We start from the raw sequence: 13,585 nt of genomic DNA on the forward strand, positions 1-13,585 counted from the left end.
TTCATGAAGCGGTTTTCAACAGCGGAAGGGGGCGCCAGCCAAGCGTCCGAAGGTGACCGAACGGGCGAGGAGGAGTCCACTACTCGCTTCCAGCGACTGCTTCGTAGCGATCTGGTCCGGTCGGCTCCGTTCTGGGGGCCGCCGTTCCTCTTGATGGGCTTTTTCGTCTACGCTGCGATCGGCTGGAACTTCGCACTCTCGCTGACCGACTACGAGGGGTTCGGCGAGCCGGACTACACGAACCTCGACTTCGAGAACTACACGCAGATGGTGAACGACGCGCAGCTGATCGATGCAACCGTCAACACGCTCGTTCTCCTCGTGACGTTCACCGTCGCGTGTCTCGTCGTCGGGCTGTTGCTGGCGATCCTCCTCGACCGCGAGATACGGTTCGGTCGCGGGTTCCGGACGATCTACCTGCTGCCGATGAGCCTCTCGTTCGTGGTCACTGCACAGTTCTGGCAGTGGATGTACAACTCCCAGTACGGCGTCATCAACGAGTTTCTCGGGGTGTTTCAGCTCGGTCCGTACGCCTTCCTGTCGAATCCCGACCTCGTCCTCTACGCGGTGATCTTCGCACTGGTGTGGCAGTACAGTGGGTACACCATGATCGTGTATCTGGCTGCACTCCGTGCGATCCCCGAGGAACAGTACGAGGCAGCACGAGCCGACGGTGCATCCACGCTCAAGCTCTACTGGCGCGTGATCATCCCGCAGCTCAAGCCAGCGATAGCGAGTGCATCGGTCGTCTTGCTGTTGTTCTCGCTCAAGGCGTTCGACTTCCTCTACGCCCTCTTCGGGGGCTACCAGCCACGGAAAGGATCCGACATCCTCGCGACGAAGATGATGCGTGAGGGGTACTTCCAGAACGAGTGGGCGTACTCCTCTGCGATCGCGATCTTCCTCTTCGTCCTCTCGCTGGCGGTCATCGCACCGTACCTCTACCAACAGTACAGGAACGGGAATCTATGACACAAGCACAATCAACCATGTCGGAGGAGGCGGCCGAGGCGTTCGACGTCAGTAGCTTCCTCAAGACCCTCGGCTACTACGGGCTGTTGATCGCGCTGGCCGTATTCTACCTCCTCCCCATCGAGACCGGGCTGGTAACGGCGTTCAAAACGGGCGAGGGGATCCGGGCGAGTCTTCCGTTCCTCTTGCCAGGGATGGATCTCTTCTTCCGAATCCCCTTCGTCGAGTTCGACTTCGCACAGCTGACGAACCAGACGACGGCCGAACAGTGGAGCGAAGCCTGGAACGCGCTGTCCAGGGGGATGGTGAACAGCATGCTGTTTACGATCCCCTCGACGGTGCTCTGCGCGATCTTCGGAAGCATGGCCGCGTACGGGCTTACGCTCGTCCGCTGGCGTGGCCAGATAGCTGTCTTCGCGCTGTTCATCGCCGGCATCTTCATCCCCTACCAGGCAGTGGTCATCCCGCTGACCGAGTTCTACACCAACTACCTGATGCTCGAGACTCGGCTTGGCGCGATCTGGGCGCTGCCGTTCATGGAGGAGCACTACGCGACGATCCTGGAGTTGATCATCACGCACACTGCCTACGGCATCCCGATCTGTACGGTGCTCTTCCGTGCGCAGTATCAGACGATGTCGTGGGAGATGATCGAGGCTGCCAGGCTCGACGGTGCCGGCCTCTGGCGCGTCTACCGCCGGATCGTGCTCCCGCTGTCGGTCCCGATGTTCGCCGTCGTACTGATCTTCCAGTTCACGCAGATCTGGAACGAGTTCCTCTTCTCGCTCACGCTTATCGGGGGCGCCAACGACGACGCGGCGTCGGTGACGCTCATCCTGAGTCAGATCGGCACTTCGATGCAGGGCGTCGACTTCCCGCTCAGGATGGCGGCGGCGTTCGTTGCGGCGATGCCGACTCTCGTCGTCTACATCCTCTTCACCGATCAGTTCGCCGAGGGGGTTCGCGTATGATTGCAATCACAATGACGACACCGATCACGACACCGACAGGGAGTATCGACCGAGCGTGCCGAACCGAGTGGGTGAACCATGGCTAAGACCGAACTCGACGGCGTCACGAAGATCTTCGTCGAGGACGACGGTTCGGAGGTCGTCGCCGTCGACGACCTCTCGATCGACATCGCGGACGGTGAGTTCCTCGTCCTCGTCGGCCCGTCCGGCTGCGGAAAGTCGACGACACTCCGGATGGTCGCCGGGCTGGAGACGATTTCGGAGGGCGAGATCCGGCTCGACGACACCGTCATCAACGGCATTCCAGCGAAAAATCGCGACATCGCGATGGTGTTCCAGTCGTACGCGCTCTACCCGCACATGACGGTTCGGGAGAATATGAGCTTCGGGCTGGAGGAGTCGACAGATCTGCCGCGCGACGATATCGACGAGCGCGTCCGAGACTCCGCTACGATGATGGGGATCGGCGATCTGCTCGATCGAAAGCCGGCTGATCTCTCGGGCGGACAGCAACAACGCGTCGCACTCGGTCGCGCGATCGTCCGGGAACCGGCCGTCTTCCTCATGGACGAGCCACTGTCGAATCTCGACGCCAAGCTCCGGGCGCAGATGCGGACGGAGCTCCAGCGCATCCAATCCGAGCTCGGAACGACCACGATCTACGTCACGCACGACCAGACCGAAGCGATGACGATGGGCGATCGAATCGCCATCCTCAACGACGGGCGCCTCCAGCAAGTCGGCACGCCCCTGGAATGCTACCACCGGCCCCAGAACCTCTTCGTCGCCGGCTTCATCGGTGATCCGCCGATGAACTTCCTCGAGGTGTCCCATCGGGACGGAGCTCTCGTCGACGGAACGTTCGAATATCCGCTTCCTCCCGAGATCGCCAACAGTCTGAGCGGCGTCGAGGACGTAATTCTCGGCGTTCGCCCCGAGGACATCGAACTCGACGACGAGGGCGCCGATACCGAACGGGCAGTTTCGGCCACCATCGACGTCGTCGAACCGATGGGTGACGAAAACGTCGTCTACCTCCAGCTCGAGGAGGGCGACCAGGTCGTTGCGGCCGACGTCGAAGCCGAGACGACACCCGATACCGACCAGGGTGATGACGTGGCTACCGAGGAATCCATCGCCGACGAGTCGGGCACGCTGGTCGCTACTGTCGGTGGAATGGAACAGTACGACGCCGGCGATTCGGTTTCGGTCCGGATTCCGCCGGAGTCCATTCACCTGTTCGACGCCGTGAGCTCCGAGGCACTCCACAACCGGCGGCTCGAGAACGCCAGCAGCGTCCCGGAAGCCTGACCGATCCACGAGACCCGCTTTTCACGTTCCGCGTTCGATCCCCGGAACTGCGGCGTATCCCATGCCGACCGCCCGAACGCCTGCGACGAAACAGTAGGTTCCAAAGAGGATGGAGAGGAGTCCGACGAACGTTCGCGATGCCAGTCCAGCGACCGAAATCCACCACCCGATCGTCGCGAGCGAGAACCCCACCGCCCAGCCCTGGAGGTACGCGATTTCGCCGAGGATGCTCCTGAGCGGCCGACCACTCGATATCGATCGGAGCCCGCCGTCGACGGCACGTGCCACCACGACCGGCAAGGCGTAGGTCACTGCGAGAAACGTCACGATCGACGTCGTCGATCCCAGGAGAAAGAACGTCGCTACCCCGGAGTTCGAGATCGCTTCCCCAGTTCCATAGCTGAGAATCGTCCCGACCAGGAGCATCACCGGTCCGAGGAGCATCGCCGTGGCGATGCAAGCCACGAAGATTCCCGTCCGAAACAGCGACCGTAGCTGCGGGAGTTCTTCGTTCGGTCTGAGAAACGCCTCGACGCAGAGTCCCGTCGCGACCGACGTCGAAACGACTGCGGCAATCAGCGGGACGACGGCTACGACGAGTGGATACAGTTGGAGTGTCAATCGGAACAGGATCGCCGTCGCCAGGAGTGCTCCGGTAGCGCCCAGGAAATGCGATTCCCCAGACGCTTTGTCGAGCGGAAATCGTAGCGCATCGCCAATCATCGACGGTCACCGCAGCGGCCAGGGTCGACGTCCTCGGGTGTGCCCAACCACCGTACTCGGTGTCGCCGCCGTGGCGCTTCCATATCGGTTTGTGCGAAGCGATCCGGTTTAAACGTGGCTCCATCGAACCGGCCAGTAACCCGTCGGTCCCCGGTGCTATCGCGCAATTGTGCGTCCGTCTCGATCGTCGAGTAGCCGCTCGACTTCCTCCTCCGTGACGACGGCGATATCGCCTCCGATGGTCCGCTTCAACGCAGCGGTCGCAGCGCCGTAGGCGAGTGCCGTTTCGGGGTCCTCACCGCGAACGAGCCGCGAGAGGTAGCCGCCGACGAACGCGTCGCCGGTGCCAATCGGATCCAGGGTCTCGGCCTCGAAGACGGGCTGCTCGAAGGTCCCCGCTGGCGTACGGGCCAGTGCACCGTGTTCCCCCCGCGTCAGCACGACCGTCTCGCAGTCGTACCGATCACGGAGGGACGCGGCGATCGCGGCTGGTTCACCGCTGGCGTCGAGGATCGCCTTCGCGTCGCGCTCGGGGGCGAACAGGACGTCGACCCGAGGGAGCAACTCGTCGAAGGCGTCGCGAGCCTCGGACGTCGACCAGAGCTTGCTCCGGTAGTTCAGATCGAACGCGGTTCGATCGGCCGTCTCGAGCAGTCGCTCGGTCGTCGCGAAGCACTGCTCGGACAGCGCCGGAGTGATGCCGGTGGTGAAGAAGATCTCGGCGTCGGCGACCGCGTCGACGGCGAGCTCCTCGGGCGTCGCAGTCGTGATGGCTGCGTCCGCTCGGTCGTAGATCACGTCCGTTCCGCGGGGCTCGCCACCCTGTTCGAGGTAGTACGTTCCCTGCCGCCCGTCGTCACTCCAGGCGACCAGCGGTTCGACGCCGTGTCGTTGCACGTCGCCGTGGACGCGCCGGCCCAGCGGCGAGTCGGGGAGCTTCGAGAGCCACGCCGCGTCGGTTCCCAGCCGCGACGCCGCGACGGCGACGTTGCTCTCAGCGCCGGCGGTCCGGTACTCCAGCTGATCTGCCGTCTCGAGGCGTTCGCCGGCCGTCGGCGAGAGGCGAAGCATCGTCTCGCCGAAGGCCACGACGTCAGCCATCGAACCACGTGCGAGGTCCACGCATCATTTCGTGTGGTGGATGCACGGCCCGGGATTAAAGGTGAGGCGTTCGCGGCAGCGCCGTCGGCGAGTGGCGATCCGGCAGGATGGCTGCCTGCAGCCGAACGCGGATTCGGTTCGAGCGGCTCCCGTGAACGCGGTGGTGTGAACCGGCGGACGTCGTTTTTCGACCGCCTCGCTACGTTCGGCTGTGCAGGTTGCGTCTTCCAGGGTACAAATCCCATCCCTGGCTTCTAACTCGCTCACGTCCGTTCGAGAACACGAGAGCCAGGGATGGGATTTGAACCCATGGAGTCTCGATTACAAGTCGAGTGCGTGAACCGCCCACGCTCCCCTGGCGCGGTCTGGACTCCGCGCTAGCCTCACCTATTGGTTTCGACTCGCTTCTCGACGCTGAGGCGCTGCGGACGATAGCCTCGCTCGCGGTAGAACTCGACGACGTCCTCGTCGGCGATCATCGTCTCGACGGCGATCGCGTCGGCACCACGATCGATCAACCGCTGTTCGCCAGCGGCGAGGAGCGCCGAGCCGAGTCCGCGTCCACGCGCGGACGGTTCGACGTAGAGATTCTCGACGACGCCGCGGTCCACGTCGCGGTCGAACCCGCCGGTTTCCAGCGCGAGCGAACAGAAGCCGACGATTCGATCGCCAGCGCTCGCGACGAAGGCGAGGTCGTCGTCGATCGCAGCAGCGAGCGTCTGCCGTGCGACGGTGCGGTTGCTGGTCGCCTCGATGTGGAGCCCGTGTGCCCGGCCGTGTTCGACGAGGTCGACCCAGGCCTCGACGACGTCGTCGAGGTCCGCCATCGTCGCCTCCCGAATAGCATCGTCGCTCGCGAGTTCGTCTGTCACGCCGGCGCCGTCGTCCGCGCCAGTCACACGTCGCGACACTCCGGGCAGATCGACTGCCCGTTGACGACCTGGAGATCCGCGCTTAGCGTGCCACATGACTCGCAGACGCTCTGGTTCGAGTACTGCTCTGACGGCGCCACGGGCTCCTCGGCGTCAGGGTCGGTCGTCGTCTGTCCGGTGCCAGCGACGGCGCCGGTTTCGGCCGTCGCGAGCCCCTCTGGCCCGCCCAGCCCTTCCTCTCCAGCGATTCGATCGGATCGGCCGAGTCCTTCCGGTCCGCCAACGTCGGTGGCCCGGGGTTCGGTGACGACCGTGCTCGCTGCTGCGATCACGTCCGCCTCCGTGACGACGCCGACGAGTTCGGCATCGCCGTTCGCGACCGGGAGGCGGCCGCCGTCGACGGCAGAGAGCCGAGTGAGCACGTTCGAGAGGTCGGCGTCGGCGTCGATCGGATCCGGCGCCGGCCGCATCACCGATTCGACGGTCGCGTCGTCGGGACCGTTCTCGGCGACTGTGCTCAGCAGGTCGTGGGCGGCGACCTGGCCGACCGGATCGTTGCCCCGCAGCACGAGGACGTCGTCCGTCCGTTCCTCGACCATCAGCTCCCGGACGTCCTCGACGTCGTCGCCCTCCGTGACGCCGGCAAACGTACGCGACATCACGTCCCGGGCGGTCACTCCCTCCATGTCAACGGGTACCGCATCGTCGGTCTAAAAGCTACTCCCGGCAAGCTTATCCCCAACCTTGCCGTAGTCGCCTGTTGGTCTCTTCGGGGTGCCGTCGATCGATCCACGGGTCGAATTTTCGAGCCCTCAGGCGCGCTTGCGCTGCGGGTTCGCTCCCTTCGGGTGGTACTCCCAGAAGCCCCCTTCGCGCATCGCAGCGCCGACGCCCTTGTGGAAGGTGACGATGTCCTCGAAGGACTCGGCGTCGACGTGCTCGAAGACGTCCGCGACGGAGACGACGCGCTGGTAGTTGAGCCGGAGCGGTTCGTCGCCGTGCTCGGCCACGAACGCCTCGACGTCCAGCGGGAAGTCCTCGTCCTCGTCGAGCTTCTTCGCCAGGATCGCCATCCCGTACTTTCGTCCTCCCTCGCTACCCTCCTCGCCGTCCGGGTCGTGGGGCCAGTCCATGTCACCGGGTGGGACCAGCGGGCGCAAAAGGATTGTCCTCTGGCGGCCGGTGCCGACGGTCGGTTTCCGCCACCTGCCGTCCTCGGTGGCTTGGACACCCTTTTGAACGACGACGCCCCAGCGACAGTATGCACGTCGTTCCGGACACGAGCGTGGTCGTCGACGGTCGCGTCTCCGAGCGGATCGAAGACGGGGAGTTCGTCGGCGCCACGATCTCTGTTCCCGAGGCCGTCGTCGCCGAGCTCGAGGCCCAGGCCAACGAGGGCACGGAGAGCGGATGGGACGGCCTCTCCGAGCTACAGCGCCTCGCCGACCTCGCCGACGACGGCGAGATCGACCTCGAGTACGTCGGCGAGCGGCCGGACGCCGTCGAGCGCGGCCACGCTAGCGAGGGCGAGGTCGACGCGCTCATTCGCGCACTCGCCGCCGATCTCGGCGCGACCTTCTTCACCAGCGACGTCGTCCAGTCGGAGGTCGCCGCCGCCAAGGGCGTCGACGTCGAGTACGTCGATCCGCGCACGGAGTCGATGGACGAACTCGCCGTGGAGTCGTACTTCGACGACGACACCATGTCGGTCCACCTCCGGGCGGACACGAAGCCGATGGCCAAGCGCGGCACCGTCGGGGAGCTCCGCTACGAGCCGGTCGACGACGCGATCCTCGATACCGAGACGGTCCGGGACATGGCCCAGCAGATCGAGAACGCCGCCCGGCAGTCCGACGAAGGTTTCATCGAGCTTGCAGAACCGGGAATGACGATCGTGCAGTACCGTGACTACCGGATCGCGCTCGCGGAACCTCCATTCGCCGACGACGTGGAGATCACCGCCGTCAGACCGATCGCGCAGACGACGATGGAGGACTACGAGCACGACGAGGAGCTGAAAGATCGGCTCCTCGAGCGCCAGCGCGGCATTCTCATCTCCGGGGCACCCGGCGCCGGGAAGTCGACGTTCGCGCAGGCGGCCGCCGGCTTCCTCGCCGACCACGACGTGGTCGTCAAGACGATGGAGAAACCCCGTGACCTCCAGGTCGGCCCCGAGATCACGCAGTACACCGAACTCGGCGGCGAGATGTCGAAGACCGCCGACTCACTGTTGATGGTCCGTCCGGACTACACCGTCTACGACGAGGTCCGAAAGACCGACGACTTCGAGGTCTTCGCGGACATGCGGCTCGCGGGCGTTGGTATGATCGGCGTCGTCCACGCGACCCGGCCGATCGACGCGCTCCAGCGCCTGGTGGGTCGCGTCGAGCTGGGGATGATCCCCCAGATCGTCGACACCGTCGTCTACATCGAGGCCGGCGAGGTCGAGACCGTCTACGACGTCCAGACCGAGGTCAAGGTCCCACACGGCCTCACCGAGGAGGACCTCGCACGCCCGGTGATCGTCGTCTCCGACTTCGAGACCGGCGAGCCCGCCTACGAGATCTACACGTTCAACCGGCAGGTCGTGACCGTCCCGCTGACCGACGAGGAGGGCGGCCCCGGCGCCGCGACCGCCGAACAGGGCGTCGAGCGCATCGCGAAGCAGGAGATCGAACGGGAGATTCGCTCGATCGCTCGAGGCCACGTCGAGGTCCAGCTCAAGGGATCGAACGACGCGATCGTCTACGTCGAAGACGACGACATTTCCACGGTGATCGGCAAGGGCGGCGGTCGCATCAGCGAGGTCGAGGATCGACTCGGTATCAGTATCGACGTCCGCACGCACGAGGAGAATCCCGCGAACCGGCCCGGCGCGGGCGGTGGAGGAGCGGGCGGTGCGGGAGCGAGCGGTGGTGGCGGAGCAGGCGCTGGGTCTGGGAGCTCTTCCGGCGCTGGCGGTGGTCGTCAGGGCCAGATCGTCGAGCCCGACATCACGTCTCGACACGTCGTGTTGCCGGTCGACGGGCACGCTGGCGAGACCGTCGAGGTCAAGGCGGGCGACGAGTACCTCTTCACCGCGACGGTCAGCCGTGGCGGCGAGGTGCAGGTCTCGCGTGGAAGCGCCATTGCAGAGGAACTCGAGGACGCGATCGACCGGCGAGAGCGGGTCACCGTCGTCCCCTCCTGAATCTCGTCCGTCTTTTCCGACCTGTGGGGTCTCATTCCCGCCGGTCCGCTTCGCAAGTCCGGAGAGAGATCGAGCCCGAGCCGCTCGACGTCGCTGCGTTAGTCCACAGCGTCCACGTCGTTTGTCTGTTCCCAGTCGAAGTAGTCCCGCGTTCGGAGGAGGAACTGCCCGAATCCGCCGAGGAACGTCGCGAACGACCCCCCGATGAACAGCACCTGCCGAGCGGTCGTCACCTCGATCAGCAGCGCCGTCGCCAGGATCCCGATAGCGGCCGCGGCGAGTACGGATAGGAAGAAGTCGCCGAAGAGCGCAGGCAGGCTCCGGTCGCCGAAGTACCGATCGAACTCGAAGACGCCGGTGAGGTAGGTGAGGAAGACGAGCCCCGCGGGCGTCGAGAGCGCGAAGCTCACCGTCTCGACGTACGGCTGGCCGTCGGGGCCGGTCCTGGGCGTCATCGCCTGCAGGAACGCCCACCCGAGCAGGAGTGCGACCACCCCGATCGACGCGGCGACCACCCTGGATCGTGCCATGCGCAGGCACCGATCGGCGAGAACGCAAAAGTATACCGATCAGATGTGCTGACCGGTCCCGGAATATCTCTCCAATATATTTCAGATAATATAAATAATACATAAATATTGCGGCTAATGCATGTATTTATTTAGTCTGCATTCATTATTCCATATACCATGGCAAATGATAACCAAGATGTTCGTAGAGTAAATCGAACCGATCTTTCTGACTTCAGTACCGCTTAGAGTTGACGTAAATGCTGTTGGGGGAAGGCTTACAGATCTGGGCTGACCCAGTACTAATCATCCGAAACCTCCAGAAACTGCATATAGAACAACGGTGGAATACAGTGCCATCATAGAATGGACGCAACGGACGTTCCGACGGTAACGAGACGACGATTGCTCGCAGCGATCGGTGGGTCAGCTGGTCTCGCTGGGATCGGGTACGTGTTGCTGCCGCGGGATTCCTCCCCATCGAGTGACGTCAGGGTACTGTTCGTTCGATTGGTAAACGCGACTCCGGAGTCCCAGAGTCTTGAAGTCAGTATCGTTCGTGACGGTGAACGACGCTTCGAGGAACGGTACAACGACGTTCCAGCCTGGGGGACGGACCCGCCAGCTCCCGATCGTCAGAATCCGAGTACGCATCTGATCGATCCGGCTCGGTACGAGGGCTCGGGAGCGTACGAACTACGAGCCCGGTTTCTGACGCCGTCCCACGAATGGCAGACGTTCGACCTCGACGAAGCTGATGCCGAGTACGTCGGCGTCGACGTGTATTTCGGGACGCGTGACACGATCTCCCCCTCTATCTATAGGTTCGAAACGGAGGCGGAGCGCGCGGAAGCGAGGGAGTTCATCCGAGCTGAACTAGAGAGTCAGTCCGAGCGGGACCGGTATGGCACCACGGGGTGATCTGCGGTGATCTACTGCCGTACGTGTACTACTCAACAGGCCGTCCGATCCAGGTGCTACACGTCGACTGTACCGACCAATCTCGATCCGCGATCAGGTAAAAACGCCGCAGGGTGTCCGTACAGCGGAGAGTTCGTCGCTGACTACTCTGCCGTCGCGCTGGCGTCGACGCCCTGCTCGACGTCGGAGGGCGCTTCGGCCGTGATCGAGTAGAGGTTCTGTCGGGCGTCGGCGAAGTAGATGTCTTCCTCGACGATTCCGATGTTCTCGAGGCGCTCGAGGGCGTAGCGGACCGTTCGAGCAGACAGCATCGACTCCTCGACGATCTGCTTCTGTGTCAGTGGCCCGTCGTACTCGAGCACCTTGAAGACCAGCTTGGCGCTCGGCGGGAGGTCCTCCAGGCCGTCGTCGTCAGTACCTGCCATCATTACGATTCGAAACGTCCAGGCGCCATAAAGATTTGTGCCGCGGGTGGCGTGGCCGGTGCCTCCCAGCTGCTTCCCAGTTCGTACGAGGGGTCGTACTGGGCTCTCTGTAGCTGTTTCGGCGGTAGCAAGTCACTATCCTCGCTGCTATCCGCGTGCGTTGGGTCCTCCCACGAGTATGGGCTCTCCACGCATATGTGTCTCCCACGTGCGGATTCGCGTTCGCCCGCCCCGAGTTCCGTATCCAATCCGGCTTGCTTCGTGACTGCCCTGTGGCGGTGGAGGCGTCGGCCCGGTAGCGTCCGTACTCCCGTTCGATTTCAGCGGCCAAAGCGAACCCCTTTTTGCCCGGCCTCGCAGACACTCTGTCATGAGCGACGAGGTTGACGAGCGCCGGGCGCACTTGCGTGCGATCGCGATCACGTCGGCGACCGCGCTGGCGGGCGTGGCCGCCGCGCTCGGATCCGAGATGGTGACTTCCGGCATGTCGCCGGAGAACGCAGCAGGGGCGACGAACGCCCAGCTGGTGGTCCTCGCGGCAGTCGTCGTCCAGCTCCCGGTCTATCACGTCGTCTACGAGGAGTGGGGCGGCGCGAAGGACGTGCTCTACGTCGCGTTCATGACGTTCATCATGTGGTTCGTCACCTGGGGCGTCATTCTCACGTCCGACGCGAACCTCGTCTAACGCGGACAGTTTCCAATGAGCGACGATTCCATCGCGGTCGTGGACCTCGATCGGTGCCAGCCCGACCGCTGCAACTACGAGTGCAAGAACTACTGCCCGCCGAATCGGACGGGCAAGGAGTGCATCACGCTGCGTGGGGAGGACGCCGAGGAGGGCGACCCCGACCAGGTCCGCATCAGCGAGGAGATCTGCCTCGGCGAGACCTGCGGGATCTGCGTCGAGAAGTGCCCCTTCGACGCGATCGAGATCGTCAATCTGCCGAGCGAGCTCGAGGACGAACCCGCCCACCGCTATGGCGAGAACGCGTTCCGGCTCTACGGCCTCCCTGCGCCAGAAGACGGCAACGTCGTCGGGATTCTCGGCCCGAACGGCATCGGGAAGACGACCGCGATCAAGATGCTCGCGGGCGAGATGGTGCCCAACCTCGGGAACTACGATCCTGCCGACCAGCCCGACTGGGACGACGTGCTCGACGCCTACCGTGGCACCGAACTGCAGGACTACCTCGCAGCGATTCGGGACGACGACGTCGCCGTCTCGCGAAAGCCCCAGTACGTGGATCGCATCCCCGACCAGTTCGACGGCAACACGCGACAGCTCCTGGAGGGCGTCGACGAGCGCGACGAACTCGACCACCTCGTCGAATCGCTGTCGATCGGCCCCGTGATGGACCAGCCGATCGACGACCTCTCGGGCGGCGAGCTCCAGCGCGTCGCGATCGCGGCGTGTCTCGCGCGTGACGCGGACTTCTACTTCCTCGACGAGATCACGCCGTACCTCGACATCGGGCAGCGGATGGCAGCGGCTCGACTGCTCCGTGAGACCCTGGAGAACGAGCCGGATCGCTCCATGCTCGTCGTCGAGCACGACCTCGCGATCCTCGACCTGCTTGCGGACACGCTCCACGTCGCGTACGGGCAGCCGGGCGCCTACGGTGTGATCACTGATCCCAAGTCCGTCCGCAACGGGATCAACGAGTATCTCGCGGGCTACCTCGACAACGAGAACATGCGAATCCGCCCGGAAGCTATCGAGTTCGAGCAACACGCCCCCCGGACCATCTCTCGCTCCGAGACGCTCGTCGAGTACCCGGACATGACGGTGAGCTACGGCGAGGACGCCTTCTCGCTCGACGTCGAGGGCGGTGCGATCCGCGAGAACGAAGTCCTCGGCATCGTCGGCCCCAACGGGATCGGGAAATCGACCTACGCGCAGCTCATCGCCGGACAGCTCGAACCCGAGGAGGGTGATCTCGACGTCGACCTCGACATCTCCTACAAGCCCCAGTACATCGAGATCGACCGCCCCCAGCGCGTCGACACGTTCCTCCGCGGGATTACGGATCAGTTCGGCTCCTCCTACTGGAACACGGAGATCGCCCAGCCCCTCCAGCTCGACCGGATCATGGAACAGCAGCTCACTGACCTCTCCGGCGGCGAGCGCCAGCGCGTGGCGATCGCGGCGTGTCTCTCCGAGCCCGCGGACCTCTACCTCCTCGACGAGCCCTCCGCACACCTCGACGTCGAGCAGCGCGTCCAGGCGACCAGTGCGATCCGGCGCTACGCCGAACAGCAGGATGCGACCGTGCTCGTCATCGACCACGACATCTACATGATCGACCTGCTGGCCGACCGGCTGCAGGTCTTCGACGGCGAGCCCGCCGTTCACGGCCACGCCGGCACGCCCCAGGGGATGCGCGAGGGCATGAACGAGTTCCTCTCGAATCTCGAGATCACGTTCCGCCGCGACGAGCGGATCGGTCGACCGCGGATCAACAAGCCCGGCTCCCAGCTCGACAGCCAGCAAAAGCGCGAGGGCGAGTACTACTACGCGCCTGAAGACGCGAACTGACCGAGTTCGGCCGCACGATCTCTGTTCTCCGAGCTCCCGTACCGGCAGGCACCG

14 protein-coding genes and 1 tRNA gene are annotated in these 13,585 nt (G+C 64.3%); 7 read left to right on the forward strand and 8 right to left on the reverse strand.

What is annotated here, in order from left to right:
- The first annotated feature begins 3 nt into the window (after positions 1-3).
- The 3 genes from ACZ5KP_RS14710 (at position 4) to ACZ5KP_RS14720 (ending at position 3,254) form a co-directional block, all read left to right on the forward strand.
- Positions 4-972, forward strand: coding sequence for a carbohydrate ABC transporter permease (locus ACZ5KP_RS14710; protein ID WP_460918636.1), 969 nt, complete (start codon positions 4-6; stop codon positions 970-972).
- Between the two features lie 17 nt (positions 973-989).
- A complete protein-coding gene (locus ACZ5KP_RS14715) occupies positions 990-1,943 on the forward strand; it encodes a carbohydrate ABC transporter permease (protein WP_460918638.1) in 954 nt (317 codons plus the stop codon).
- Between the two features lie 78 nt (positions 1,944-2,021).
- Positions 2,022-3,254, forward strand: a complete 1,233-nt coding sequence (locus tag ACZ5KP_RS14720; RefSeq protein ID WP_460918640.1) for an ABC transporter ATP-binding protein — start codon at positions 2,022-2,024, stop codon at positions 3,252-3,254.
- Positions 3,255-3,275: 21 nt separating this feature from the next.
- Here the strand turns inward: ACZ5KP_RS14720 and ACZ5KP_RS14725 are convergent, their stop codons facing one another.
- From ACZ5KP_RS14725 to ACZ5KP_RS14750, 6 genes are all read right to left on the reverse strand, one after another.
- Positions 3,276-3,719, reverse strand: a complete 444-nt coding sequence (locus ACZ5KP_RS14725; protein ID WP_460918642.1) for a hypothetical protein — start codon at positions 3,717-3,719, stop codon at positions 3,276-3,278.
- Between the two features lie 414 nt (positions 3,720-4,133).
- Positions 4,134-5,078, reverse strand: a complete 945-nt coding sequence (kdgK1, locus tag ACZ5KP_RS14730; RefSeq protein WP_460918644.1) for a bifunctional 2-dehydro-3-deoxygluconokinase/2-dehydro-3-deoxygalactonokinase — start codon at positions 5,076-5,078, stop codon at positions 4,134-4,136.
- Positions 5,079-5,364: 286 nt separating this feature from the next.
- Positions 5,365-5,438 (reverse strand) — tRNA-Thr (locus tag ACZ5KP_RS14735).
- Positions 5,439-5,461: 23 nt separating this feature from the next.
- On the reverse strand, positions 5,462-5,977 hold the full coding sequence (locus ACZ5KP_RS14740; RefSeq protein ID WP_460918646.1) for a GNAT family N-acetyltransferase: 516 nt from the start codon (positions 5,975-5,977) through the stop codon (positions 5,462-5,464).
- Positions 5,974-6,636, reverse strand: a complete 663-nt coding sequence (locus tag ACZ5KP_RS14745) for a CBS domain-containing protein (protein ID WP_460918647.1) — start codon at positions 6,634-6,636, stop codon at positions 5,974-5,976. The genes ACZ5KP_RS14740 and ACZ5KP_RS14745 overlap by 4 nt, the downstream gene beginning before the upstream one ends.
- A 126-nt stretch (positions 6,637-6,762) precedes the next feature.
- A complete protein-coding gene (locus ACZ5KP_RS14750; RefSeq protein WP_460918648.1) occupies positions 6,763-7,083 on the reverse strand; it encodes a DUF5785 family protein in 321 nt (106 codons plus the stop codon).
- A gap of 128 nt (positions 7,084-7,211) precedes the next feature.
- Here ACZ5KP_RS14750 and ACZ5KP_RS14755 point away from each other — a divergent pair, with 128 nt between their 5' ends.
- Positions 7,212-9,140, forward strand: coding sequence for a PINc/VapC family ATPase (locus tag ACZ5KP_RS14755; RefSeq protein WP_460918649.1), 1,929 nt, complete (start codon positions 7,212-7,214; stop codon positions 9,138-9,140).
- Positions 9,141-9,238: 98 nt separating this feature from the next.
- Here ACZ5KP_RS14755 and ACZ5KP_RS14760 read toward each other — a convergent pair whose 3' ends face one another.
- Positions 9,239-9,670, reverse strand: a complete 432-nt coding sequence (locus ACZ5KP_RS14760; RefSeq protein ID WP_460918651.1) for a hypothetical protein — start codon at positions 9,668-9,670, stop codon at positions 9,239-9,241.
- Positions 9,671-10,054: 384 nt separating this feature from the next.
- Here ACZ5KP_RS14760 and ACZ5KP_RS14765 point away from each other — a divergent pair, with 384 nt between their 5' ends.
- The gene (locus ACZ5KP_RS14765) at positions 10,055-10,570 is read left to right on the forward strand and encodes a hypothetical protein (protein ID WP_460918653.1); all 516 of its coding nucleotides are present in this window, start codon (positions 10,055-10,057) and stop codon (positions 10,568-10,570) included.
- A gap of 143 nt (positions 10,571-10,713) precedes the next feature.
- Here ACZ5KP_RS14765 and ACZ5KP_RS14770 read toward each other — a convergent pair whose 3' ends face one another.
- Positions 10,714-10,995, reverse strand: a complete 282-nt coding sequence (locus ACZ5KP_RS14770) for a helix-turn-helix transcriptional regulator (protein WP_460921068.1) — start codon at positions 10,993-10,995, stop codon at positions 10,714-10,716.
- 370 nt (positions 10,996-11,365) lie between these two features.
- Between ACZ5KP_RS14770 and ACZ5KP_RS14775 the strand changes: the two genes are divergently transcribed.
- Positions 11,366-11,680 carry an EMC6-like membrane protein gene (locus tag ACZ5KP_RS14775; protein WP_460918654.1) on the forward strand — a complete coding sequence of 105 codons (315 nt, stop codon included), beginning with the start codon at positions 11,366-11,368 and terminating at the stop codon, positions 11,678-11,680.
- Between the two features lie 15 nt (positions 11,681-11,695).
- Complete coding sequence (locus ACZ5KP_RS14780; RefSeq protein ID WP_460918656.1) at positions 11,696-13,531, forward strand: ribosome biogenesis/translation initiation ATPase RLI; 1,836 nt, start codon at positions 11,696-11,698, stop codon at positions 13,529-13,531.
- The last annotated feature ends 54 nt before the right edge of the window (positions 13,532-13,585 follow it).

The organism is Salinarchaeum chitinilyticum (assembly GCF_055390775.1).